General features: G+C 74.3%; 20 protein-coding genes. 7 read left to right on the top strand and 13 right to left on the bottom strand.

What is annotated here, in order from left to right; genetic code table 11:
* Nucleotides 1–125: 125 nt before the first annotated feature.
* Nucleotides 126–953 (top strand): TetR family transcriptional regulator, encoded by an 828-nt coding sequence (locus ACFVYI_RS27665; RefSeq protein ID WP_387890399.1) that lies wholly within the window; start codon nt 126–128, stop codon nt 951–953.
* An 89-nt stretch (nt 954–1042) separates the two neighbouring features.
* On the opposite strand, the gene ACFVYI_RS27660 is transcribed toward ACFVYI_RS27665, so the two are convergent.
* A complete protein-coding gene (locus tag ACFVYI_RS27660; RefSeq protein WP_387890396.1) occupies nt 1043–2347 on the bottom strand; it encodes a GNAT family N-acetyltransferase in 1305 nt (434 codons plus the stop codon).
* Between the two features lie 183 nt (nt 2348–2530).
* On the opposite strand from ACFVYI_RS27660, the gene ACFVYI_RS27655 reads away from it, so the two are divergent.
* The gene (locus ACFVYI_RS27655) at nt 2531–3040 is read left to right on the top strand and encodes an NUDIX hydrolase (protein ID WP_387890393.1); all 510 of its coding nucleotides are present in this window, start codon (nt 2531–2533) and stop codon (nt 3038–3040) included.
* A 262-nt stretch (nt 3041–3302) separates the two neighbouring features.
* On the opposite strand, the gene ACFVYI_RS27650 is transcribed toward ACFVYI_RS27655, so the two are convergent.
* Both ACFVYI_RS27650 and ACFVYI_RS27645 read right to left on the bottom strand, forming a co-directional pair.
* The gene (locus tag ACFVYI_RS27650) at nt 3303–4067 is read right to left on the bottom strand and encodes a response regulator (RefSeq protein WP_387890391.1); all 765 of its coding nucleotides are present in this window, start codon (nt 4065–4067) and stop codon (nt 3303–3305) included.
* A complete protein-coding gene (locus ACFVYI_RS27645) occupies nt 4064–5350 on the bottom strand; it encodes a histidine kinase (protein ID WP_387890388.1) in 1287 nt (428 codons plus the stop codon). Before ACFVYI_RS27645 ends, ACFVYI_RS27650 begins: the two co-directional genes overlap by 4 nt.
* A 138-nt stretch (nt 5351–5488) precedes the next feature.
* Here ACFVYI_RS27645 and ACFVYI_RS27640 point away from each other — a divergent pair, with 138 nt between their 5' ends.
* Nucleotides 5489–5905 carry a DUF4190 domain-containing protein gene (locus ACFVYI_RS27640; protein ID WP_387890385.1) on the top strand — a complete coding sequence of 139 codons (417 nt, stop codon included), beginning with the start codon at nt 5489–5491 and terminating at the stop codon, nt 5903–5905.
* A gap of 466 nt (nt 5906–6371) precedes the next feature.
* Here ACFVYI_RS27640 and ACFVYI_RS27635 read toward each other — a convergent pair whose 3' ends face one another.
* Together ACFVYI_RS27635 and ACFVYI_RS27630 are read right to left on the bottom strand one after the other, a co-directional pair.
* The gene (locus ACFVYI_RS27635) at nt 6372–7109 is read right to left on the bottom strand and encodes a VOC family protein (RefSeq protein ID WP_387890384.1); all 738 of its coding nucleotides are present in this window, start codon (nt 7107–7109) and stop codon (nt 6372–6374) included.
* A gap of 149 nt (nt 7110–7258) precedes the next feature.
* Nucleotides 7259–8173: a LysR family transcriptional regulator gene (locus ACFVYI_RS27630; protein WP_387890382.1), complete on the bottom strand. Its 915-nt coding sequence runs from the start codon at nt 8171–8173 to the stop codon at nt 7259–7261.
* 106 nt (nt 8174–8279) lie between these two features.
* Here ACFVYI_RS27630 and ACFVYI_RS27625 point away from each other — a divergent pair, with 106 nt between their 5' ends.
* Nucleotides 8280–9125 carry an oxidoreductase gene (locus tag ACFVYI_RS27625; protein ID WP_387890380.1) on the top strand — a complete coding sequence of 282 codons (846 nt, stop codon included), beginning with the start codon at nt 8280–8282 and terminating at the stop codon, nt 9123–9125.
* 90 nt (nt 9126–9215) lie between these two features.
* Here ACFVYI_RS27625 and ACFVYI_RS27620 read toward each other — a convergent pair whose 3' ends face one another.
* The 6 genes from ACFVYI_RS27620 to ACFVYI_RS27595 form a co-directional block, all read right to left on the bottom strand.
* Nucleotides 9216–10586 (bottom strand): C40 family peptidase, encoded by a 1371-nt coding sequence (locus tag ACFVYI_RS27620; RefSeq protein ID WP_387890377.1) that lies wholly within the window; start codon nt 10584–10586, stop codon nt 9216–9218.
* A gap of 232 nt (nt 10587–10818) precedes the next feature.
* Nucleotides 10819–11874, bottom strand: coding sequence for a hypothetical protein (locus tag ACFVYI_RS27615; protein WP_387890375.1), 1056 nt, complete (start codon nt 11872–11874; stop codon nt 10819–10821).
* Nucleotides 11875–12004: 130 nt separating this feature from the next.
* On the bottom strand, nt 12005–13885 hold the full coding sequence (locus ACFVYI_RS27610; RefSeq protein WP_387890372.1) for a threonine/serine exporter family protein: 1881 nt from the start codon (nt 13883–13885) through the stop codon (nt 12005–12007).
* A gap of 129 nt (nt 13886–14014) precedes the next feature.
* Nucleotides 14015–14668 carry a DedA family protein gene (locus tag ACFVYI_RS27605; protein WP_387890370.1) on the bottom strand — a complete coding sequence of 218 codons (654 nt, stop codon included), beginning with the start codon at nt 14666–14668 and terminating at the stop codon, nt 14015–14017.
* Nucleotides 14669–14833: 165 nt separating this feature from the next.
* Nucleotides 14834–17191, bottom strand: a complete 2358-nt coding sequence (locus tag ACFVYI_RS27600; protein WP_387890367.1) for a hypothetical protein — start codon at nt 17189–17191, stop codon at nt 14834–14836.
* A gap of 141 nt (nt 17192–17332) precedes the next feature.
* Nucleotides 17333–19276, bottom strand: coding sequence for an ATP-binding protein (locus ACFVYI_RS27595; protein ID WP_387890364.1), 1944 nt, complete (start codon nt 19274–19276; stop codon nt 17333–17335).
* Nucleotides 19277–19619: 343 nt separating this feature from the next.
* On the opposite strand from ACFVYI_RS27595, the gene ACFVYI_RS27590 reads away from it, so the two are divergent.
* On the top strand, nt 19620–19940 hold the full coding sequence (locus ACFVYI_RS27590) for a hypothetical protein (protein ID WP_387890363.1): 321 nt from the start codon (nt 19620–19622) through the stop codon (nt 19938–19940).
* Nucleotides 19941–20175: 235 nt separating this feature from the next.
* On the opposite strand, the gene ACFVYI_RS27585 is transcribed toward ACFVYI_RS27590, so the two are convergent.
* The gene (locus tag ACFVYI_RS27585; protein WP_387890361.1) at nt 20176–20445 is read right to left on the bottom strand and encodes a hypothetical protein; all 270 of its coding nucleotides are present in this window, start codon (nt 20443–20445) and stop codon (nt 20176–20178) included.
* A 7-nt stretch (nt 20446–20452) separates the two neighbouring features.
* Complete coding sequence (locus ACFVYI_RS27580) at nt 20453–20677, bottom strand: hypothetical protein (RefSeq protein WP_387890359.1); 225 nt, start codon at nt 20675–20677, stop codon at nt 20453–20455.
* 472 nt (nt 20678–21149) lie between these two features.
* Between ACFVYI_RS27580 and ACFVYI_RS27575 the strand changes: the two genes are divergently transcribed.
* The gene (locus ACFVYI_RS27575) at nt 21150–22136 is read left to right on the top strand and encodes a LuxR C-terminal-related transcriptional regulator (protein ID WP_387890451.1); all 987 of its coding nucleotides are present in this window, start codon (nt 21150–21152) and stop codon (nt 22134–22136) included.
* Between the two features lie 422 nt (nt 22137–22558).
* A complete protein-coding gene (locus tag ACFVYI_RS27570; protein WP_387890356.1) occupies nt 22559–24988 on the top strand; it encodes an endonuclease/exonuclease/phosphatase family protein in 2430 nt (809 codons plus the stop codon).
* Nucleotides 24989–25046 lie beyond the last annotated feature (58 nt).

Below are 25046 nucleotides of genomic sequence, written 5' to 3'. Positions count from 1 at the left end.
TCCATGATTTTGAACGCGTTCGAAATGCAAGGGGGCGGGGCGGCGGCACCGGATGCGGAGGGGGCATCCGGTACCGCACGCACCGACACCGGCCGTCGCTGACCGATCCGGCTAGGCTCGGGGCCGTGGACGACCTGGCAGCGACGAACGGCACGAGCGGTACGGGCAAGGGGAACGGCACGGACAGCCCCGAGGACGCGAACGGTGCGCCGACGGCCCCGGCGGCGCCGCCCGCCGAGGCGCGCGGCAGCCGCGCCCAGCCGAAGACGGACAAGAGCGAGCAGACCCGGGCACTGATCCTGGAGACCGCCATGCGGCTGTTCCAGGAACGCGGCTACGACAAGACCACCATGCGCGCCATCGCCGCCGAGGCCGGGGTCTCGGTCGGCAACGCCTACTACTACTTCTCGTCGAAGGAATTCCTCATCCAGGGGTTCTACGACCGGATGACGTACGAGCACGCCGCCGACGCCCGCCGCCGGCTGGCCGGCACCAGGGACTTCGCGGAGCGCCTGGAGATCGCGGTGACCTCCTGGATCGACTGTGCGGCGCCGTACCACGAGTTCGCCGCCCAGTTCTTCCGCACGGCGGCCGACCCGACCAGCTCGCTGAGCCCGTTCTCCAACGAGTCCCACCCGGCCCGGGCCACCGCCGTGGAGCTGTTCGGCGAGGTGCTGGCCGGCTCGGACCTCGCCCCCAAGCTGGACGCCGAACTGGCCGAGCTGCTGCCCGAGCTGCTCTGGCTCAACCTGATGGTCGTCGTGCTCTACTGGGTCTTCGACCGCACCCCGGACACCGAGCGCACCCGCGAGTACGTCCGCCGCTCGACCCCGATGGTGGCCCGGGTCATCAACCTCTCCCGTTACCGGGTGTTCCGCCCGATCGTCCGCGACGCCAAGGGCCTGATCCAGGACTTCATCCTCCCCACCATCGGCAAGACCGCGGCGAAGTAGCCGGGCGGCCGGCTGCGGCGTGGCCGCGCGGGCCGGACGGTGCGCCGCGGCGGGCCGTGCCGGCGACGGCACGGCCCGCCGACGGAGGGTCAGAAGTTGTCCGGGTTCCAGGCGAGCAGCGGCGTGCGCAGCAGCAGGTCGGCGGCGGCGGCCGCGCCCGGGCGCAGCTCGGTGACCAGACCGGCCGCGGCCAGCCGGGGGGCGGTCTCGCCGCCCAGGTAGAGCGAGCCGAGCGTGGAGGCGTTCAGCGCGAGGTCGGCCTCGTCCGTGGTCCGGGTGCAGCGTCCGCTGCCGTCGGCGGCGACCTCGACCGCCCACCGGCCGGCCGCGAACCCGTCCCGGTCCTCGACCTCCAGCACGACCCGGCCGGGCGCGCCGTACGTCCGGGCGTTGAACGCGGCCTCGACGTCGAGCACCCGGAGCCACATGAAGTCGGCGTTGTCCACGTACGGGGTGGCGGCGCGCGGGTCGGCCAGCAGCAGCGGCAGCGGGTCGTCCGGGCCGATGTTCTCGGCCACGACCTTGCGCACCCAGTCGACGGAGAGGACGAACCGCCACAACTCGGCGGCGGCGCCCCGGTCCAGGGCGAGGAAGTCGACCACGGTGAGCGTGCAGTTCGGGTAGCTGCCGTCCCAGGTGTCGTCGACCCGGTAGACGGCCAGGCCGGTGACGGTGCCCTCGGCGTCCCGGTGGACGGCGGCGAAGGGCTCCTTCCACTCGAAGCCCGGCACCTGTACGTCCCCGGTCTGGCGCTTCCACCAGAGTTCGTTGCGGGCGATCGCGCCGGGCTGGGTGAGCCGCCAGCGCTCGTGCAGCTCGGGGCCGATCTTGCGCAGCTCGTCCATGGTGGCGAACTCGATCCGCCCGCCGGGCACGGTCGGCAGGCCCGCGCGCAGGCCCCTGGTCCGCTGCAGGTCGATGTTCCAGCCGTGGCCGCGGGTGGCCGGGCCGAAGCCGAACCGGCCGTAGATGTTGTACTCGGCGGCGATCAGGATCGCGACGGCCGAGCCGCGCTCACGGGCGGCCGCCAAGTCCCCCGCCATCATCCGACTGAGCAGGCCGCGACGGCGGTGGGTGGCGGACACGGTGACGGAGGTGATGGCGTCCGCCTCGACGACGGCCCCGCCGGGGACGGTCAGCTCGACGTCGAAGCTGCGGAAGGTGGCGACGTAGCGGCCGCCGTCCAGGGCCGCGAGCACCCGGCCGGGCTCCCACTGCTGACGGCGGAAGTCCGCCGCGCTCCCCACGTGCGAGCGGAGGAACCCGAGGACGAGAGCCCTGTCCCAACCCGCGATCTCGTCCTCGGCGATCGCCCGGATCTCGACCGCGCCGACGCCCTCACCCTGCCGGTCGCCGCCCGGTTCGCCGGTCCCGCCGTCCACATCGTTGCGCATGACGTCACGGTACGACCGCCCTCGAACAGCGGCACCTCATTTTCCGCCCGGCCACGCCGGCTCACGCCGGGCCGGGTCGGGCCGGGTCGGGCCGGGTCGGCCTTCCGGGCCGGTCCGATGCCCTGCTCCAGCCGGCCTCCCCGCGGTCGCGGCCGTGTCGGTCCGCTCTGCCATCGTGGAGCCATGGGAGAACGGGTGGAGCGGGTCGACGAGCAGGACAGGGTGCTGGGGGTCGTGGACCGTGGCGACGCCGTCCGGAACCGGTGGCTGCACCGGATAGCCACGACCGTCTGCCGCGATCCCGAGGGACGGTTCCTGGTGCATCGACGCTCCGACGGCGTCTCGCGCTTCCCCGGGCAGTACAACTGGCTCATCGGCGGCGCCGTGGACGTCGGCGAGTCCTACGCGTCGGCCGCGGCCCGGGAGCTCGCCGAGGAACTCGGGGTCCGGGCCGATGCCCGCTTCGTCCTCAGGTTCCTGTGTCGAGGAGCGATCAGCCCCTACTGGCTCGGCCTCCACGAAGCCACGATCGACCGGGCCATCACGCCGGACCCCTCGGAGATCGCCTGGCACACGTGGCTCACCGAGGACGAACTGCGGGCCACCGTCGGCGGCAGCTCCTTCGTGCCCGACGGACGGGACGCCTTCGCCCGCTACCAGGCCCTCGCCCGGTCCACCCGCGCCTCGGGGTGAGGGGCGCCGCTGCCGCACCGCCCCGCTCGGCGGGCCGGACCGCGCACCCTCGTCCGCCCCCTGGCGGCCGAAGCTCCCGACCGGCCTCGCGACAGGCCCGCCCGCGACCCGGTAAGTAAGACTTTGCAAAGTCAGCCGGACCGCGCGCCCTCGTACCCACCACCCCTGCCGGCCAACACCCCGACCGGCCTCGCGACAGGCCCGCCCGCGACCCGACGAGACTTTGCAAAGTCAGCGGGCAACGGGTGCGCGCACGGGCGCGTCAGCCGGCGAAGCCCGGGACCACCAGGCCGGACTCGTAGGCGATCACGACCGCGTGGGTCCGGTTCTGCGCGCCGAGCTTGGTCAACACGTTCCCGACGTGGGTCTTGGCCGTCTCCAGGCTCACCGTGAGCGAGTCCGCGATCTCCGGGTTGGACAGGCCGGTGGCCATCAACCGCAGCACCTCCTCCTCCCGCCCCGTCAGTGCCGCCTTCGGCAGTGCCTCGGCGGAGCCCAGCGGGCGGGCGGCGACCATCCGGCGCAGTGCCGCCGGGAAGAGGATCGCCTCCCCCGCCGCCACCACCCGGACCGCCTCCGCGATCTGCCGGACCGGAAGCCGCTTGAGCACGAACCCGCTGGCCCCCGCGCTGAGCGCGGCGGTGACGTAACCGTCGTTCTCGAAGGTGGTGATCACCACGACCTTCGGCGGAGCGGCCCGGTCCGCCAGCAGCTGCCGGGTGGCTTCGATGCCGTTGCACCGCGGCATCCGCACATCCATCAGGACCACGTCCGGCCGCAGCCGCCGCGCCTGTTCGACCGCCTCGACGCCGTCGGCGGCCTCGCCGACCACGACGATCCCCGGCTGTGCCGCGAGCAGCATGCGCAGACCGCTGCGGGTCACCTCGTCGTCGTCCGCGATCAGCAGCGCGACGGGGGTGCCGGCGGGGCCGGCGGGGCCGGCGGCGGCCGGGCCGACGCCCGTCGTCGCGGCCGCGCCCGGGTCGGAACCGGTCGCGACGCGAGCGCCCACCTCAAAGCCGATCATGCCGACAACCGTACCGGCAGCCGGACCTCCAACCGCCAGTGCTGGGGCCCGTCCGGGCCGGCCTCGATCCGGCCGTGCAGCAGCCGCACGCGCTCGGCCAGCCCGGGCAGTCCGTGCCCGGACGTCGGGAAGGCGCCCGCGCCCTTGCCGGTGCCGGGCCCGGTCCGGTTGACCACCCGGAGCTCCAGCCCGTCCGGCGTCGCCGCCACCCGGACCTCGATCGGACCGCCGGCGCCGTGCCGCAGCGCGTTCGTCAGGCCTTCCTGGAGGATCCGGTACGCCGCCCGGGAGAGCGTCCCCTGCACCTGTGCCAGCTCGCCCGACAGCTCGGGTTCGACCAGCGCACCCGCGTGCCGCAACCGGTCCAGGAGCTCCGGCAGGTCGGCCAGGGTCCGGGTCGGCGCCGTCCCCGCCTTCTCCTCGCGCAGCACGCCCAGCACGTAGTCCAGGTCCTCCAGAGCGGCCCGGGTCGACTCCTCGATGCTGCGCAGGGCGGCCCGCGCCGCCACCGGGTCGACGGAGAGCACCTCGCCCGCCACTGCCGCCTGGATCGTGGCCGCCGTCAGCGTGTGCCCGATCGAGTCGTGCAACTCGTGGGCCAGTCGGTTGCGTTCGGCCAGCAGCAGCTCCCGTTCGGCCGCCAGCGCGAGCCGCTCGGCCGACGACGGACCCAACAGCCGTGGAGCCAGCCGGCGCAGAGCGCCCGTCACCAGTGCGCACCCGACCGCCGCCAGCAGCACGCAGCCGAGCGCGGCCGCCCAGCTCCCCCAGCCCTCCCCCGGCCGCACCGACCAGCCGAACAGGTTCAGCCCCGCCTCGGCGCCGGTCCAGTTCCCCGGCAGGGCCAGGCCCACGAGGAACAGCGGGCCGCTCACCAGCGCCACCATCCACCCCAGTGCCACGTGCAGCAGCAGCCAGAGCGGGGTCCGCCAGTGGTCGGCGCCGGACGCCACGGTGGGGGTCGGTGCGGCCGCGGCCGGCCCGGGGCCGGGTGAGCGCGCGGGCCGTCGTACGACCACCGGGTCCGGCAGCGGCACCCGCAGCAGGCGCCGGGCGCACACCACCAGCACCCGGCGCGTGGTGCGGGCCAGCCCGACCGCGCCGATCAGTGCCGCCCAGACGAGCAGCACCAGCGCGGCCAGCACTCCGTGGGGAGCGGATTTCCACGCCGCCGGAAGGATCGCGAAAGGCAGGAGGACAAGGCTTGCCAGAGCGCCGCAGGAGGCGAACAGCACACCCGAATACGTGGAGCCGCTCAACAGCGGTCGGATTCCTCTGATCATGATCGGGCCAGTATGGTCGGGCCGCCCACCCACGGCCTCCCCCGATCGGGGGAGCGTTATCTCCCGCCTTCCCGCGATGCGCGGCCGGGCCGCCGGACATCAGAATCGTGCCCTGACCAGTTGACGGGAGTACGGCTGATGAACACGCAAAGGGCAGCGACCGCGCCGAGCCGGGCGGCATCGCCCCTGGCCACCGGGGCGGTCCGGTCCGGCCCCGACCACGGCCTGCGGCCTCCGGCCGGTGGCAACGGCCCGGCGGTCGCCGCCCTGGTGCTGGGCGTCACCGGCCTGCTCACCTCGGTCGTCTTCATCGGCGGCCTGCTCGGCGTACTCGGCCTGGTCCTGGGCATCGTCGCCCTGGGGGCGGGCAGGCGGACCGGCGTCGGCCGGGGCAAGGCCGTCGCCGGCCTGGTGACGTCCTGCATCGCGATCGTGCTGTCCGTCCTGATGGCCGTCTTCCTGGTCTGGTACGCCAACAGCACGCAGCAGTGCTACCAGCCCGACGGCTTCCGGCAGTACACGCAGTGCGTCCACGAGCAGCTCACCGGAGAATGACCGGCGGCCGCAGTACGGCCGGTGACGCCCGGCCGTGAATCACGAACTCTCCCCGGCAAGGACCAGCGGCATCGTGCGGAACGGACGAACGGCATTTCTTCTGACGGCCGGCGCCGTGGCGGCATTCATCGGCGCGCTGGCCCTGCGGCACCCGGGGGACCTCGAAAGGCAGTGCCGTTGCTTGAGCAGGCCGGGGGACACCGGCCTTCGGCCGGTCGGCGGTGCCGCGCCCGCTCTGCTCCGCCCGGCCGGACGGCGGGTGGAGCGCCTTCCGTCGGGCGGGTGTGACTTCCAGCCGCGCGGGAGCGCCGGCGGGGGCTCCTCCGGTTCCACCCCCGCCGGATCCGGCCGGCGGACTCACCCGCGTCCGATGACGCGGGGACACCACCCCCGCCTCCGGCGGCACGCGCCGGCGCCGCGCGGTCTGCGCCGCTGACCGGAACCCGGCCGGAGCCGTTGCCCGGGGTCAGCGAGGGGAGAGGAGGCAGAACTCGTTGCTCTCCGGGTCGGCCAGAATCCGCCAGGAGATCGCGGACTGGTCGATCCCGGGGTCGGTGGCGCCCAGGGCGCGCAGTCGGGCCTCCTCAGCTGCCGGGTCGTCACCGCGGTAGGGAGCGACGTCGAGGTGGACGCGGTTCCACACGCTCTTGGTGTCGGGGGTGCGGACGAACTCCAGGTAGGGGCCGACGCCTTGGCCGGAACGCAGGGAGGCGTGGTCGTCGGCGACCTCGTGCGGCGTCCAGTCCGTCGCCTCGCCCCAGAACCGGGCCATCTCTCGTGGGTCGGTGCAGTCGACCACCACCGCGGCGATCGGCCCGGTGTCCTGGTAGACGGGGCGGGGTTCGAGGACGCAGAACTCGTTGCCCTCCGGGTCGGCCATGACCGTCCAGGGGACGTCGCCCTGACCCACGTCGGCGAGCGTCGCGCCGAGGTCCTTCAGACGCGCGACCAACTCCGCCTGGTGGGCGGTCGAGGTGGTGGCCAGATCGACGTGCACCCGGTTCTTCACCGTTTTGGGTTCGGGGCGGGTGATGATGTCGATGCAGACGGCCGCGGGGTCGGGGTAGGCGAAGCCCACGGGTTCGAGGTTGGTCACGCCCGGTCCCTCGCTGTCGACACCCCAACCGAGTGCCTCCGCCCAGAACCGGCCGAGCACGGAGTCGTCGAGTGCCTTCATATTGATCTGCACGAGTCTTGTTGCCATGTGGCAGATCCTAGAAGCTGCCGCGGTCCGGGCCGCCGCAATTAATGACGGGCTCCATCAGGTACTGACCCATGGTCACCCTCGTCGGGACTGTGCGAGTCCTTGTGAACGAAGGCGAGGCCCGCTGTTCCACCGCACTCCGCGCCGGATCAACCGGTGGTGGCCCCGACCTCCCGCGCGGCGGCGAGGTAGGCGAGAACCAGTGGCCGTCCGTCGTCCCGGGCGGCGGCCACCACCAGGCGGGACGGGGATATGCCCCGGACCGGCACGGCGATCACGCCGTCCCGGACGACCAGCGGGGCGTTACCGGTGGCCAGCAACGCCACTCCCTGGCCGCCGGCGACCGCCTCGTGGGTCTCCTCGGCGTTGGCCACCACCCCGCCGATCCGCGGCGGGCGACCGTCCCGGGCGTCCAGGGCGAGCCAGTGGTCCCGCAGCGGACCGGCCTCCGGGGGGAGGGCGAGGAAGGGCTCGTCCAGCAGGTCGGTGAAGTCCACCTTCCCCTCGGGGTCGGACGCGGCCCGCGCCACCAGGGGGTGTCCGTCGGGGAGCGCGACCAGCCGGGGTTCGCGGGCCACCACCGCGTACTGGTACCGGTCGTCGTCCGGCAGTGGCAGCCAGACGAAGGCGACGTCGCTGGATCCGTCCGCCAGCCCGGCGCTGGGATCCGCCCAGTTGACCTGGCGCAGGACGGGTTGCGCGTCCGGATGCCGGGAGACGAGGCGGGTCCGCAGGGCGGGCAGCAGTCCGCGGCCCGGGCTGGTGGACATGCCGATCACCAGGGTGCGCCGCTCGGCGCTCTTCGCCTCCTCCACCGCCGCCTCCGCGGCCTGCCAGGCGGTCAGCACCGCGCGGGCGTGCGGCACCAGTGCTTCGCCCACCGCGGTCAACCGCACCGTCCGCCGGTCCCGTTCGAACAGGGCCACGCCCAGTTGCTTCTCCAGCATCCGGATCTGCTTGCTCAGCGCGGGTTGGGAGACGAACAGCCGCTCGGCGGCGCGGGTGAAGCTCAGTTCCTCGGCGACCGCGCTGAAGTAGTGCAGGTCGCGCCCGTGGACGTTCATGCCTCATGGCTATCACAACGGGACTTGGACGCCTCCCCGGCACCTGACGAACAATGGGATCAGTCGACGGGGCAGCCCCGAACGGCAGTTGACGAGGGGGATGAAGATGAGCGAGAACGCCAAGGTCTGGCTGGTCACCGGCGCGACCAGCGGTTTCGGGCGGGCCATCGCGGAGGCCGCGGTCGCCGCCGGTGACACGGTGATCGGTACGGCCCGACGGGCGGAGGCCCTGGACGACCTGGTCGCCGCGTACCCGGACCGGGTGGAGGCGATCGGCCTGGACGTCACCGACGGCGAGCGGATCGATGTGGTGGCCGCCGACGTCCTGGCCCGTTACGGCAGGGTGGACGTGCTGGTGAACAACGCCGGCCGTACCCAGGTCGGGGCGTTCGAGGAGACCACCGACCGGGAGTTGCGCGACCTGTTCGAGCTGCACGTGTTCGGCCCGGCGCGGCTGACCCGGGCGCTGCTGCCGCAGATGAGGGAGCGGGGCAGTGGATCGGTCGTGAACATCAGCAGCTTCGGCGGGCAGCTGTCCTTCGCGGGGTTCTCCGCGTACAGCGCGACCAAGGCGGCGCTGGAGCAGCTGTCGGAGGGCCTGGCCGACGAGGTGGCGCCGTTCGGCATCAAGGTGCTGATCGTGGAGCCCGGCGCGTTCCGTACCAACCTGTTCGGCAAGGGTGCGGCGTACTTCTCCGAGGAGAACCCCGCGTACGCGGAGAAGGTCGGCGCGACCCGGCAGCTGGTGCAGGGCGGCGACGGCAGTCAGCCCGGCGACCCGGCGAAGGCCGCGGCAGCCATTCTGCTGGCCCTGGACGCCGAGAGGACCCCGCTCCGCCTCGCCCTCGGCGGCGACGCGGTCGACTTCCTGACCGCACACCTGGACTCGGTGCGGGCCGAGCTCACCGAGTGGGAGAAGGTCTCCCGGGGGACGGACTTCGACGCGCGGTGACAGCCGGGCAGGGGGCCGGCGCCGGCGCTCGGTGAACCCACCGACCCGGGCCGGCCACGGCCACGGCCACGGCAGCGGGCAGTGCCGGGGCTACGGGCGGGCGTAGAAGTCCGGGGTGCCCATGATCCAGAGGCTGGCCTGCTTGACCGGCTTGCCCGGACGGGGGGCCTCGATCATCTGGTCGTCGCCGATGTACAGGCCGACGTGGTGGATGTCGGCGGCCCGGCCGGTGTCGGTCCAGAAGACCAGGTCACCGGGGCGGAGCTGGCGGTAGCCGATCGGGGTGCTCTGCGCGTACTGGTCGGCGGCGAAGTGGTTGAGCCGCTTGCCGCCCTCGCGCCAGGCCATCATGGTCAGCCCGGAGCAGTCGTAGCCGCCCGGGCCCTCGCCGCCCCAGACGTAGGGCAGGCCGACCTTGGAGCGGGCGAACGCCACGGCGGCGGCCGCGCCCTCGGCCGACCACGGTCGGGCGGCCGGGGGCGGGCCCGGTGCGGGCGCCTTCGCCGCGCCCACCGCCTCGGCCGCCGTCTTCTCCGCGGCGGCCTGTTCCGCGGCGGCCTTCTCCGCAGCCGCCTTCTCGGCAGCGGCCTTCTCCGCAGCGGCCTGTTCCGCCGCCGCCTGTTCCGCAGCAGCCTTCTCGGCGGCGGCCCGGGCGGCGGCCTCGGCCTCGCGGGCGGCGATCGCCTCCAGCGCCTCGCGCCGCTGCCGCTCCAGTTCGACGGTGGTGTGACGGGCGGCGGCGAGGTCGGCGAGCAGCTGTTCGCGGCGCCGACCGACCGCGACGACCTGCGTCTGTTGGGCGGTCAGCCGGGCCTCGGCCCGTCCTCGGGCCGCGCCGACCTCGTCGGCGGCCTTCCCGGCGGCCTCGGCGGCGGCGCGGGCGGCGGCCGAGGCGCGGGTGGCGGCGGCGGCCGTGGAGGTGGCCGCGTCCAGGATCTGCCGGGTGCGGTCGCTGGCGACGCCGACCACGGCGGCCTGGTCGCCGGCCGCGCGCGGTCCGCGCGCGCCGATCAGGGCGTTGATGGCGGAGAGTTCGGCGGTGGTGCCCTGACGGTACGTTTCGGCAGCCAGCTGGGCGGCGTTCTCGGCGGCCTCGACGCGCTCGGCCTCGGCGCCGGCGGCCCGGCCGGCGGCGGCGGACTCCTCGGCGCGGGCCCGGGCGAGCGCGAGTTGGGCACCGTTGTAGGCCTCGACGGCCTGCTCGGCGGACCGGCCGGCCCGGTCGAGTTCGGCCGTGGCGGCGGTGAGCCCGGCTTCGATGGTGGCGACCGAGGCGGCCCGGCGGTCGGCCTCGGCGCGGGACCGGTCGACCTCCTCGGCGGAGGGGTAGGGCCCGTCGGCCGGCGAGTCCGCCGGGGCCGCGCCGGCCGAGGGCTCCGCCGGGGCGGCCACGGCGGCGGGGAGCAGCCCGAGCAGGGCGGTGAGGGACAGCAGGAGGGTCGGCAGGAGCCTGCGCGCCACGAGACATCCCTTCTCAGGTGTCGGACGAGGGTCGCCCGGGGAGCACCCGGCGAACCTGGCGAAATATCCCATCACATGACAAGACGGTCACTCATCGCCATATTCTCAAGCCGGGCGGCTTTCACACCCCAAGCCCGCGCCGCCGACCGGGTGACCTGTCGGATGATCAGATCGGACGCACCGTCCGATCCGGCCGGACCCCACCGTCGGCCAGGCGCACAGGGTATACGAACTACCGGTGGATCCGGCGGGTGTGCGGCCGCGGCCGGGGGTGTCGGTCGGGCCGGGGCTCCAGGCCGGTCGGACGCACCGCGTAGGTGCGGCTGCGGCCGGCCCGGACGGTGCGACGGCGCTGCTGCGCCCGGGGCCGGGGGCCGGGCTCGGGCCCGACGGCGGGCTCGGCGCCGGGCGCGGGGGCCGCCGCCGAGCGGCGGTCGGCCAGCCGGGCGGAGCGGCGGGCCAGCGCCCGGGCGGCGTGCGCGTCCAGGTGGGCGGAGGCGCGGGCGGCCATCCGCTCGGCGACCCGGTGGGCGGCGGGGTGGCCGGCCGGCAGTTTGTCGGGGGCACCGGCGATCAGGTCGAAAAGCCAGGTGCGGGCGATGTCCGCACGCCGGTGGAGTCGGCGCTCGCGCCGGAGCGCGCGTGCCCGGCGGCGCGGACGGGTCGCGTACCGCCAGCGCGCCCACGGGCTGCTCGGGCGGGCCAGCCGGATCGCGCCGATCCAGGACAGGCCGGGCACCAGGATGCCGAGCAGACCGGTCCACATCTTGCCCTTGAGCAGGGTGATGACCGAGACCAGCGCGTTCACCGAGATCACCGTGACCAGCCCCCACCTGGTCTCCTGACTGGGCACCACGCCGAGCGGCACGTACCCGACGAGCAGCAGCGAGGTGCACAGGATGCCGAAGATCACCGCGTCCACCGACTTGCGGCCCTGCGCGCTCCAGTAGACGTCGTCCAGGTGCAGGATCAGCGCGAACTCGTCCAGCACCAGGCCGCAGCCGATGCCGAAGAGCAGCCCGAACACGTCGATCCAGGGGTGGCCGCCGTAGGTGGCGAACACCCCGATGCCGCCGGTCAGCAGGAAGCCGAGGCCGAACACCATGTGGTGGATGTGCAGACCGCCGGGGGTCACGTTGCCGGGCCACCACCGCACCTTGGCCCGGATCATCCGGACGCTGAAGCGGATCAGGACGAACGAGGTGATGAATCCGACCAGCAGCAGGAAGAGCGGCTGCTTGTGCGCGGCGACGATGTGCTCGCGGTAGCCGTCCAGCAGTGTGGTCATGCGTCTTACCTTCGTTCCTGGTCCTGCGTACTGCCTGCCACGACATGTCCCGGGGGCCAACACCGGCCCAACGAGTCCGCCGCCCGCGCCGACGCGGCGCCGGGCGGTTCGGACGCCGCCCGCCGGGCGGTCAGAAGCCGCGGGTGCGCTTGGCCGCCCGACGGGGGGCGGCGAGGTAGGGTTCCGGCCGCTCGGCGCCGGCCGGGAGCTTCATGAAGAGCCGGGCGATCTCACCGCCGAGGTTCACCCCGATCGCCAGCGCCAGGGCGATCGCGGCGGCGCGGGTGATCTGCACCAGACCGGCGCTGGCGTGCCCCTGGGTGAACGAGAGCATCCCGAGGTAGAGCGCCGAACCGGGCATCAGCGGGCCGATCGCGGCGGTCACGTAGGGCAGCGCCGAGCCGTTGCGGTAGCGGGCCATCAGCTGGCCGAAGAGGCCGACCAGTCCGGCCGCCACGCCGGTGGCGGCGATCGGGGAGACCCCGGCGTTGTAGACCAGCACGCCGTAGCTGGCCCAGCCGATGCCGCTGTTCAGGGTGACCAGCGCGAGCGAGCGGCGGTCGGTCTGCAGCAGCATCGCGAAGGCCAGGGTCAGCACCAGCGCGGCGATCATCTGGACCGGCGGGTAGTTCACCCCGGTCAGGCTCTCGTCGGGTCTGAGCTGGGGGTCGAAGCCGACCCCGAGGTAGAGGATCAGCATCACGCCGATGACGATGCCCGCCACCAGGTAGATCACTTCGAGCAGCCGGGCGGCGGCGGTGATGTAGAAGCCGGTCAGGCCGTCCTGGACGGCGGCGACCAGGGCGCGTCCGGGCAGCAGGGCGAACAGCCCACCGGTGATCACCACGGAACCGCGCAGGCCCCAGTCGTTGAACGAGAGGATGATGCCGGAGGCCGCGGCCGGCATCGCGGCGAGGACGAACTGGTAGAACTCCGGCAGCCCGCGCCGGGCGATCAGCGAGGCCAGCCGGTCGCCGAGGACGGCCGCGATGAACGCGCTGGCGAAGACCAGCCAGCCCTTGTCGTCCACCCGCCCGCCGACCAGGAAGGTCGCCGCGCCGGCCAGCAGCCCGGTGTTCAGCGAGAGCAGCCAGGCCGGGTACGGGTGCCGGTTGCGGCGGATCAGCGCGAGGCGGCGGTACGCGTCGTTGACGGAGACCTTCTCGGCGGTGATGTCGGCGACCAGCTCGTACACCGCGTTCAGCCGGGTGTAGTCGGAGGTGCGGCGGCGAACCACCCGGTCCGCGGTGACCGGCGGCTCGACCAGCGAGGGCTGGTGCGAGATGCCGATCAGGGTGAAGGTGACCTGCGGCTCGCAGCGGTCCAGCCGGTAGGCGTGGGCGATGCCGAGCATGGCCGCCTCGACGTCCTCGGCGGCCTCGCCGCTGGCGAGCAGCAGCTCGCCGATGCGCAGGGTCAGGTCGAGGATGCGCGGGACGCTGCGGCCGGCGGAGGGGTGCAGTTCGCGCGGGGTCCGCTCGAAGGCCGGGCGCTCGGACATCGGGGTGCGCAGCAGGGTGCGCATCCGGTCCGGCCAGGGCGCCTCGCCGGGAGCGCCCGCCGTCAGGGTGGGGACGGCGATGCCCTCGGGCGGGGTGTAGCCGGCGGCCCGCCACTCCTCGGGGGTGAGGGTGTCCTCGGCGACCGAGCGCCGGCGGTAGACGGGAGCGCCCCCGACGTCGGCTCCACCGGCGGTGCCCGCCGTCCCCGGGTCGGGCCTCCCGGTGCCCTGCGCCGCGACCGGCTCCGGCTCGCCGGAGGGCTCCGGGTTCAGCAGGCCCTTGGTCTCCGGGTTCAGCAGGCCCTTGGTCTCCGGGTTCGGCGAGACCAGCGGGATCACGGTGGCGGGTTCGACGGTCGGGGCGGGGTGGCCGAGCAGGCCCTCGGTGGGCGGCGCCTCGGAGGGGTGCAGCGGGCGCGCCTGTGGGCCCGGGCGCGTCTGCCGCGCCTGACGGGCCGTCCTGCCGCCCCTGGCCCGCTTGCCTCCGCCCGGTCGGCCCCGCTTAGGCACTTCCGCTCCTCGCCGCCCCTGGTGGTGCCCCGTCGGCCCGGCCACCGTTCGATCTCAGGTGACAACCTTGCCTGATCGAACTCCCGGACGCACATGTACGTCCCGGCGGGCGGTGGCCGCCGGGGGTGCCTACCCGGCGCGGTGGCGGGCGGGGACGGACCGGCCGGACCGGCGGGCGCGCAGCAGTTCGACCGCCACCGGGACCACCGAGACCAGCACGATGCCGACCAGGATCGCCTCGATGTTGTCCCGGACGAAGGGGATCTGGCCGAGGAAGTAGCCCAGCACCGTGACGCCGGCGCCCCAGAGCACGCCGCCGAGGACGTTGAAGACGACGAAGGTGCGGTAGTTCATCCCGCTCACCCCGGCGACGACCGGGGTGAAGGTCCGCACGATCGGCACGAAGCGGGCGAGCACGATCGCCTTGGGTCCGTGCCGGTCGAAGAAGGCGGCCGCCTTCTCCACGTTCTCCTGCTTGAACACCCGGGAGTCGGGCCGCCGGAAGAGGCTCGGCCCGACCTTGCGGCCGAAGAGGTAGCCGACCTGGTCCCCGGCCACGGCGGCGGCCACGATCAGTGCGCAGATCAGCCAGAGCGGCTGGTGCAGGTAGGTGCCGTCGGCCACCAGCAGGCCGGTGGTGAAGAGCAGGGAGTCGCCGGGCAGGAAGAAGCCGATCAGCAGACCGGACTCGGCGAAGACGATGGCCAGGATGCCGATCGGCCCGAAGGTGGAGATCAGGGTGGTCGGATCGAGCCAGGACGGGCCGAGGGCGAGGCTGGTCACGGGGCAGACACTCCTGAAGGTCGACTCTTGGCAATGAAACAGTAAAGCATTTACCAAGAGCCACTAAAGCCGGAGTCCCTGCCCCGCTCCCGCGCGGGCCGTGGCGCTGCTCGCCGCCCGACTCAGGCGCCCGCCACAGCCCGCCCCGCCCGACTCGGGCGCCCGCTACAGCCCGTAGCGCTCGATGATCTCCTCGTGCCGGGCGGTGTCCGCGCCCGCCGCCTCGGCCAGGGCGAGCCAGGCCGGCGGGTGCGGCCAGTCCGCGGTGAGCCGGTGCAGCAGCGCGTCGGCCTCGGCGGCCCTGGCGGTGGGCGGCACCCCGACGGCGGCGTAGATCCCGGGCAGCACCGCGTCCTCGTCGGCCGGGTCGGTGATGCCGTACTGGTCCCCGCTGTAGGCCCAGACCGCGTAGCCGGCCTGCCCGAGCTCCTCGCGCAGCCGGGCCCAGGCCTCGTCGCCGGGCCAGCCGCCGTCGAGCCAGTAGGTGGCGTAGCCGGCCGGGTCGAGCAGCGTCAGCAGCCCGAACACCGGGCGGTGGCGGCGCCGCTCCTCCTCCGGGGCGTCCTCGCCGGGCGGCGCCTCCAGCAGGGCGGGGGCGAAGACCACCACGTCGCCGTGGTTGAGCGTCAGGTCGTCGCCGAGCACCGGCAGGATGCGGGCGGTGGCCGGGCCGGTGCGGACGGCCGGGAGGTCGGCGGTGCTGCCGTTGGTCCGGGTGGCCCGGACGGTGACCAGCTGCCACTCCTCGTCGACCGGGCCCTCGGGCTCGTCGAACTCGATGCCGATCGACGCGCCGGCCGAGCGGACCGCCGCCCAGTCCCGGTTGACGGTCGCGGCGGTGACCAGGTGCCAGAGGTCGGGCTCCTGGACGGTGCGGTGCCGCTGGTCGGCCGGGGTGCCCTCGGCGGGCAGCGCGTGCTCCAGGATTTCCTGGTAGTACCGCTGCGCGGCCGCGTGGTCGCCCAGCTCGGTGGCCGCGGTGGCGGCCAGCCGGCGGGTGTTGATCCGGTCCGCGTGCAGGGCCAGGATCGCCTCGCACTGCTCCAGCACCTCGGCCCAGCGGCCCTCCGCGGCGGCCCAGCGGGCCCGGACCCAGTGGCCGCCGGACGGGCTGGACGCGGCGAGCCGGTCCGCGAGCCGGCGGACGCCCTCGTCGTCCGCGGCGTCGATCAGGGCGCTGCCGAGCATGGCGGTCAGCTCCTCGCTCGCCGGGTCGGCGTCCAGCCGGTCCCAGAGCAGGTCGGCGGCGGCCCGGGAGTGGCCGAGGCCGCCGAGCACCGCGGCCAGGTCGAGCGCCAGGGCGGTGGCGCCGGCCGGCTCGCCCCGGTAGCTCTCCAGGGCGACGGCGAGCAGGTCGGCGCCGGTCTCGTAGGGCACCTGCGCTTCGGCGAGGTACGCCGACAGCTCGGCCGGCGGGACGGGCAGCTCGGGGACGGGCAGCGCCTCGGCGTCCGCCCGCAGCCGCGCGAGCGGCTCCGCGACGCCGTCGGTGCGGCGCAGCAGGGCGAGCTTGCGCTCGCCGAACGCGGCCAGGGTGAGCGCGATCGTCCGGGCGCCGCGCCCGACGGCCAGCCGGCCGGCGGCCAGCAGCAGGTCGACGCAGGGGCGGTGGGAGCCGGTGCCGTCGAGGTAGCCGACCCAGCAGGCCAGCGCGGCGCCGAGTTCGGCGTCGTTCTCCCGGGCGCCGGCCGCGACCAGCAGCTCGACCGTCGTCGTCCAGGACGCGCGGAGGTCGGCGTGGCGCTCGGCCTCCGCCAGGGCCGGCAGCAGGGCGAGCGCCTCGTCGGTGCGGCCGAGCGAGGCGAGCGCGCGGGCCCGCAGCACGGCGCCCCAGCGGCGGTCGCCGGCGTCGATCTCCCGCCCGCGGGCGCGCTCGCCCTGCTCGGCGGTGTCGAGCAGGGCGAGCACCTCCTCGTGCCGACCGAGCAGGTGCAGGGTGCCGGCCCGGGAGTGGTGGAAGTGCAGCGAGAGCCGCTGGCCGGCGGACTGCATCCGGGCGGCGGCGGTGTCGAGGTGGCTGAGCGCCTCGGCGGGGCGGCCGTCGTCCTCCAGGGCGTCCGAGTACTCCCGGGAGAGGCAGTCGAAGCAGGCCCGGGCGGGCTCGATCCGCTCCAGCGTCTCGCTCAGCACGGCGAGCCGCTCGGGCACGTAGCCGGGGCCGTCGACCCGGGCGTGGCAGATCGCGAAGTCCTGCACCACGCAGACGGACTGCGGGCAGCCGGCCGTCTCCTCGCGGTGCGCGAACTCCAGCAGGTCGACCGCCTCGGGCAGGGCCTGTTCGCCCTGGTGGCGCTTGTTCAGCAGGTTCTGCATCCGCCAGTGCCGCAGGTAGACCTCCACCCAGGGCAGGCCGAGCGCCCGGGCGGCGGCGACCGCCTCCGGGTAGACGGCGTCGAGCTGGTCGTTGCGCCCCTCGTTGGCGTGGCCGGGGAGCTCGTAGATGGCGTCGGCCAGCCGCCGGTGGCCGGCCTCGGCCAGCTGCCGGTGGGTGTCGTGCACCCAGGCCCAGATGTCGGTGCTCATACTGCTTGCGTCTCCCCCTGCGGGTGGTGCGCTGCGCTGGTGGTCGGTCTGCCGACCACCGCTGACGATCCGTCCACGGTCCTGGACGGTGGCGGGGCGGGGGCCCCGGTGGTCCGCTCGGCGGGCCGCGTCGGGGCCCGGTCAGCCCCGGTCGTGAGAGCCGCCGGAGCTGCCGGGGCCGCCGGTTTCCCCGAGCCCGCCGAGACTGCCGGGGCTGTCCGGGACGGCGGGCAGGCCGGCCGGCACGGCGGCGGTCAGCGCGGAGACCGCGGTGCCGATCCCGGCCAGGGCGCCGCCGAGGTCGCCGGTGGCGGAGCCGGCCGAGGCCGCCGCCATGATCACCTTGAGCGAGCGGAGCAGCCCGGCGGCGGTGGCACTGCCGGTGTGTCCGCCGCGGTAGGCGGTGAGCAGGTCCTGGACGGCCGGGCTGGCCAGGTTGAGGTAGAGCCGGGCCTTCACCTCGCCGCCGGAGCGGGCGGTGAAGGCCCGGGCCAGCCGCAGCGCCGCGGACGGGATCCGGGCGTCCGCCTGGTCGTCCTCGATCCGGGCCTTCAGCTCGGCCTCGCGGTCGGGGACGAGGACGAGCGGCAGACCGGGCGGGTCGAACCGGGCGGGGACGAGCTGCTCGCCGGGGTCGGCCAGGGCGCCGGCCAGCCAGGCGGCCTCCTCGGCCGGCAGCGGGCGCTCCGGGTCGCGGAACAGCTCGCGGTTGCCGCTCTCACTGCCCAGTTCGACGATCCGGCAGTCGCGCAGCCCGGCGTAGCGGCGCAGGAATGGCAGGACGGCGTAGCGGTCGCCGCGGGCTATCGGCACCTGCATCGCCCGGTACAGCATCTCCTCGAAGCCGCCGCCGCTGCCGAGCGCGACGTGCACCGCGCCGCCGCCGGCGGCCCGCAGCGCACCGGCCGTCAGGTCGCCCTGGGAGGTGGGCACCGGGACGTCGTCGGCGAGCAGGGTGAAGAGCCGGTCGTCGCAGAGCGCGGCGCCGAGCAGGTCCTGGCCGTGCCGGGCGAGGATGCGGCGCCAGACGGCGGGGCGCAGCCGGGCGGTCTCGTAGAGGCCCTCCACCACGGCGTCGGTGAGGGCCTCCTGGAGGGCGCGGTAGTGCTCGTCGCGCTGGAGGTCCTCGCGGCTGGCGGTGGGGGTGAGCCGGCTGGACTCGACCACGCCGCCGATGAACCCGGCCCAGCCGGGCAGCAGGTCGCGGGCGTCCTCGGCGAGCAGCATGCCGCGCAGGTAGACCGCGAGGTCGCGGTTGTCGCTGCTGCCGTAGGTGCCGCCGTCCTGGACCCAGAGCAGGCCGACGGCGTCGCTGCCGCCCTCGACGGGCTGCACCGGGAAGGCGGTGAGCGGCTCGAAGCGGCGGCCGAAGGCGCCGGCGAACCGCATCCGGGCGGCGTGCTGGTCCCCGTCGACGCTCTGGCGCCAGGGCACGGGGACGGCGTTGACGGGCTGCTCGTCGTCGCCGACGAAGACCGGGATCGGCAGCAGCACGCAGTACCGGCCGAGCACCTCGCGCAGCGCGTGCTCGTCGGCGAGGTGGGCGTGTTCGGTCTTCAGGGAGAGCTCGACCAGGGTGCCGGGGGTCGGCCGGGCCGGCACCTGCTCGACGCTGTACTGCTCGCCGCCGCGGCTGCGGTAGCGGTGGCCGAGCAGCGGATCGCGGTGCGAGGTGGTGGTGACGGTGACCTCGTCGGCCACCGAGAAGGCGGAGAGGAAGCCGAGCCCGAAGGCGCCGATGAGCTCCTGGTTGCCGGTGAGGTCGCGCAGCATCCGGGTGTAGCCGGTGCCGACGGTGGCCAGGAAGGCGTGGATCTCCGGCTCGGTGAGGCCCGCGCCGGTGTCCTCGATGCCGACGGTGCGCCGGTCGGCGTCGGCGCGTACCCGGATCAGCGGGCGGTGGTCGCCGTCCGGGTCCTCCAGCAGCCGCCGGGTGTGCGAGTCGTGGGCGTTCTGGACGAGTTCGCGCAGGGCCACCAGCGGGGTGGAGTAGAGGTGGGTGGCGAGGACGTTCACCAGTCCGCCGAGATCGACCTCGGTCGTACGCAGATCCTCGGCGGGCACGGGCGGGAGACCATCAGACATGGGTCCTCAGTGTGCCAGTGCGACTATCCGGCGACCATTTCTTTCTGGCGCCGGGGGTCCGGTCAGCCCCGCATTGACAGCGGCACCCTGCCGACACCGCCGCCCTGGTGACCCAACCCGCCTTCCTTCGAGGGAACTTGACCGCACCCGGGTGACCTTCGGCAGGATCGCCCGCCCTCCCGGTTCGTCTCCTTCGTGACACCATCGGGCGAATTGCCACCCATTCGGTGGAGTTCGTCCACGGTGCTGGTGAATGCTGTTCGTGCGACGTCAGGAACCGGCGCTTCGGGGCGGCCACCCCGGGACGCGCCACTTTTCGCACTCCACTCCCAGGGAGACCACCGTGTCCCGTATCCGCGCAGCCGCCGCCGTCACCGCCCTCGGGGCGTTCCTCCTCGTCGGGGTCGGTGCCGCCACCGCGCACGCCGACAACGGCGCCGGTGCCGGCCAGCACTCCAACAGCAGCATCGTGAGCAACACCGGCTCCAACAACGTGATCGGCAACGTCCACGGCAACGTGGTCAACACCCAGCAGACGGCCACCGGCTCCGGCGCGAGCAACCAGAACAACGGCCTCGCCGTCACCGGCAACGCCGGCAACATCGGCGCCCTCCAGGGCAACGGCAACCTCGCGGCCGACGTGCACCCGCACATCTTCTTCTAGCACCGGCGCCCTCCGACCGCGGGGCGTGGGGGGGCCGGCGGGGGGGGCCCCCCGGGCCCGCCCCACCGTTTCGTCCGTCCGTGCGCAGGAGCCCGGCCCCGCCCCCAGGTGGTGCCGCCGTGGGTCCGATGTGTCCGGCCGGTGGAGGCGAGCGCTCGGAATCGGCCAAATTTCCGAGGGGTGGGGATCGGTGGAAACCCCTACGAAAGGCCGGATGGCGGCCGGGGCGGTGCGGTCAGGGCATCGCGGGTGCGAAACGGCCGGTCGGGCCGGCCGCCAGGGTCCGGTCGAGCAGGGCCAGGGCCCGCAGCTCGGCCACCCCCTGGTCCGGGGCGCGGACGTACAGCACCAGACCGACGCCGCCCGGGACGGCACAGGCGCGGACGTGCTCCAGCCCGTCGCCCGGCCCCGCGCACCCCCACAGAGCTGCCTGGACGTCGGCGGCCCCCGCCGCGCCCGTCGGCGCGGCGGAGACCTCCAGGAGCGTCAGGTGGACGGAGAACACCGAGCGGTCAGTCCCAGCCGATGCCCGGGGTGCCGGTGGCGTTGGTGTCCCAGCCGATCGCACCGGGCAGCGCGAGGTCCCAGCCGATGCCGTCCCCGGCGGCCGCGCTGCCCGCGGGGGCGGTGACGGCGGCGGCGGTGCCGGACGGCTGGGCGGCGAAGGCGGGCGCGGCGGCGGTGGCGAGGGAGAGTGCGAGGGCGGCGGCGGCGAGCAGCCGGACGGTCTTGGGCACGACGGTTCCTGTTCTGGGCACGGTGGTTCAGGGCGCGAAGGGGGCGGATCGCGGGGCGGTGGGCGAGCGCGGGGCGGTGGAACGCGGAGAGGGTGCACGCACGGGGAATCCTCCCGGTGGCCGCCCTTCGGCGGGAAGGGCGGCAGCGGGCAGCAACAGGACAGGCAGCAAGCTGCAACCCGCTGGCGCGAGCGCCCGGGGTGCGCCCCGCGAACGGTCCCGCCGGCCCGCCGGAAGTCCCTGACCGGCTCCTGGCAGGGCGGCCCGGGCGCTCGCCCGGGCCCGCCGCCGGTGCCCCCGCGGCGGCTCTCCCGGATCGCCCCGGCGCGGCTGTCGGCGTGGTTCCCCGGTGCGGGCCGGCGTACACCCGAGTCGCTTGACCGGATCATGCCTTGTGACGCCGGTGTCGCGGCGCAAGGATCGAGCCGCGGATCGCCCGATAATCCCATTGCGACGATCAGGGGTCGTGGAAGTGCTGGAACTGCTGGGGCTCGACACCACCGCGGAGGCCGTCTACCGCGAGATGCTGGCCGACCCCGAGGGTGGCGTCGTCGAGCTCTGCGAGCGGCTCCGGCTCCCCGAGCGCGCCGTCCGGGAGGCCCTGGACCGACTCGCCGACCTGACCCTGCTGCGCGCCTCCCGCGATCGCCCCGGGGCCTTCTGGCCGGTCAGCCCGGAGCGCGGCCTGGAGCTGCTGCTGCGACGCCAGGAGGAGGACCTGGCCCGGCGCCAGCAGGAGCTGGCCGTCTCCAAGGCGGCCGTGGCGCGGGCGGTGGCCGAGTACGCGACGCTGCGCGCGAGCACCCTGGTGGACGGCGGCGAGCGGCTGGTCGGCCTGGACGCCATCCAGGCCAAACTGGAGGTGCTGACCGCCCGGCTGACCTCCGAGTGCCTCGCGGTGATGCCCGGCGGCGCGCAGTCCGCGGCCAGCCTGGCCGCCTCCCGGCCGCTGGACGAGGACGCCCTGGTGCGCGGGGTGAGCCTGCGCACCATCTACCAGGACAGCGTCCGCAACGACCCGGAGACCCTCGGGTACGCGCAGTGGATGACCGGCCTCGGCGGCCGGGTGCGCACCGCGCCGGTGCTGCCGCCCCGGATGCTGGTCTTCGACCGGTCCACCGCGGTGGTGCCGATCGACCCGGAGAACACCCGGCTCGGCGCCCTGTGCACCGAGGAGCCGGGCATCGTCGCCTCGCTGGTCGCGCTCTTCGAGCAGACCTGGGAGACGGCCGTCCCGCTCGGCACCCACCGCGCCGAGGACGTCGGGACGGGCCTGAGCGCCGGCGAGCGCGAGCTGCTGCGGCTGCTCTCCACCGGGCTCACCGACGACGCGGCGGCCAAACGGCTCGGCGTCTCGGTGCGGACGGTGCGCCGGCAGATGGCCGCGCTGATGGAGCGGCTGGACGCGGGCAGCCGGTTCGAGGCGGGGCTGAAGGCGGCTCAGCGGGGCTGGCTGTAGGGCCGGTCGGCGCGGTGCCCCCGGTTCGGCCGGCGCGCCCGCCCCCGGTCGCTCGGCGCGCCCGCTGGGCCGGTCGACGCTGCGGTCGCTCGGCGTGCCCCGGGCCGGTCGGTCGTCCGGCGGGTCGTCAGGTCGGTCGGCGTCGAAGCTGTCGCGCACGTCACAGCTTCGGGTGCGATCTCTTCGGCGGTACCGATTGTTCACCGCCGGGGGCTTGTCGCGTCATTTTCTACGCGCGTATCTTAAGGCGCTGCGGGGGGCCGTTCCGGGTCCCCGTGCCTGCATTTCTACGCGGGTAGCGCGCGGTCCGCGCCTGCCTGACCCACCCTCACGACCCGGCGGCCCCACGACTGCCGGACGAAACGTGCCGCCCCCGTTGCCGTGCCGCCGCGCGCCACGACAGACCAAGGAGTCCCGTCCAGGTGACCACCTCCCCCGCTCCCCGCCCGCGTTCGCGCCGCGCCCTGCTCCGTGCGACCCTCCTCCCGGCCGGCCTGGCCGCCTCGCTGGTGCTCGTCCCGCTGCCGGCCGCGGTGGCCGCGCCCTCGGCCGACGCGGTGATCGCCGAGGTGTACGGCGGGGGTGGCAACTCGGGTGCCACGCTGAAGAACGACTTCATCGAGCTGGCCAACAAGGGTGGCGCCGCCTTCGGCCTGGACGGCTGGAGCGTGCAGTACATATCCGGCACGCCCGGCGCGAACTCCCAGTGGGGCGTCACCCCGCTGACCGGCGCGATCGCGCCCGGTGCGCGCTACCTGGTCGCCGAGGCGGCCGGTGCGGCCGGCACCGTCGAGCTGCCCACCCCGGACGCGGCCGGTGCGCTGGCCCTGTCGGGCACCAGCGGCACCGTCGCCCTGGTCCACGGCACCGACCCGCTGAGCTGCAAGACCGCCGCCGACTGCGCCGCCGACCCGCGCGTGCGGGACCTGGTCGGCTTCGGCACCGCCGTCGTCCACGAGGGCCCGGCCTCCGCGGCCGGCGCCTCCAACAGCGCCTCGGTGGCCCGCAAGGCGGGCCTCGTCGACACCGACGACAACGCGGCGGACCTCGCCGCGGGCGCCCCGACCCCGACCAACGCCAAGGGCGAGGTCGCCGAGGGCTCCACCCCGACCGGTCCGACCGAGCCGGGCACCGTCCGGATCCACGACATCCAGGGCACCACCCGGCTCTCGGACCGGACCGGCAAGACGGTCGCGGGCGTGCCCGGCATCGTCACCGGCGTGCGCGGCTACGGCTCCAAGGGCTTCTGGATCCAGGACCCGAACCCGGACGCCGACCCGGCCACCAGCGAGGGCCTCTTCGTCTACACCGGCAGCGCCACCCCGACCGTCAAGGTCGGCGACTCGGTGCTGGTCACCGGCAAGGTGACGGAGTACTACCCGAACTTCAACGGCGGCTCGCAGTCGCTCACCCAGCTCAGCAACCCGGCCGTCACCGTGGTCTCCGCCGGCAACCCGCTGCCGGCGCCGGTCGTGGTCGACACCCGCAACATCCCCGGCACCTACACGCCGCAGGCCCCGGCCGGCGCCACCATCGAAGCCCTGCCGCTCCAGCCGGAGAAGTACACCCTGGACTTCTACGAGTCGCTGGAGGGCATGCTCGTCCAGGTCAAGGACGTCCGGGTGATCCAGGCGACCGACAAGTACAACGAGCTCTGGGTCGCGGCCGACAAGCAGGACCAGAAGAGCCAGCGCGGCGGCGTGCTGTACGAGTCGTACGAGGAGCCCAACGTCGGCCGCCTGATGGTGCAGCAGCAGGCGCCGGTGGCCCAGCAGCCGTTCCCGGTCGCCAACGTCGGCGACGTGCTGACCGGCACCACCGACGGCCCGCTGGACTACAACAGCTTCGGCGGGTACACCCTGGTCGCCGGCACCCTCGGCGCGCTCCGGGACAACCACCTGCAGCGCGAGGTCACGGCCCAGCCGGCCGACCGCGAACTGACCATCGCCACCTACAACGTGGAGAACCTCGCGCCCGGCAACCCGGACGCCAAGTTCGCCGAGCTGGCCCAGGCCGTCGTCACCAACCTGCGCTCGCCCGACGTCCTCGCCCTGGAGGAGATCCAGGACAACAACGGCGCCAAGAACGACGGCACGGTGGACGCGAGCGCGACCGTCGCCAAGTTCGTCGCCGCCATCAAGGCGGCCGGCGGCCCGGCCTACGAGTGGCGCTCGATCGACCCCGTGGACGGCAAGGACGGCGGCGAGCCCGGCGGCAACATCCGCCAGGGCTTCCTCTTCAACCCGCAGCGGGTCTCCTACACGGACATCCCCGGTGGCAGCGCCACCTCCGCGGTGGACGTGACCGGCACCGGCTCCGCCACCACGCTGACCGCCTCGCCCGGCCGGATCACCCCCGCCGACGAGGCCTGGGCGAACAGCCGCAAGCCGCTGGTGGGCCAGTTCTCCTTCCGCGGCAAGAAGGTCTTCGTCATCGCCAACCACTTCAACAGCAAGGGCGGCGACCAGGGCATCGACAGCCGCTTCCAGGCCCCGGCCCGCAGCTCCGAGGTGCAGCGGATCAAGCAGGCCACGCTGGAGCAGGCCTTCGTCGCCAAGCTGCTGGCCGCCGACAAGGAGGCCAAGGTGGTCTCGCTCGGCGACTTCAACGACTACCAGTTCTCTCCCGCGCTGGCCGCGCTCACCAAGGACGGCGTGCTGCGCGACCTGGTGAACGAGCTGCCGGAGAAGGAGCAGTACTCCTACGTCTACCAGGGCAACTCGCAGGTGCTGGACCACATCCTGGTCAGCCCCGAGGTCGGGTACGCCAAGTACGACGTGGTGCACATCAACAGTGAGTTCGCCGTCCAGGCGAGCGACCACGACCCGCAGGTGGTCCGCATCAAGCCGTAGTTCCCGCGGTACGACCGAGGGGGCGGTGACCGGACACCCGGTCACCGCCCCCTCGGGC

It is taken from the genome of Kitasatospora sp. NPDC058218, assembly GCF_042882445.1.
GTDB lineage: Bacteria > Actinomycetota > Actinomycetes > Streptomycetales > Streptomycetaceae > Kitasatospora.
This window is presented reverse-complemented; position numbering and strand designations above follow the sequence as displayed.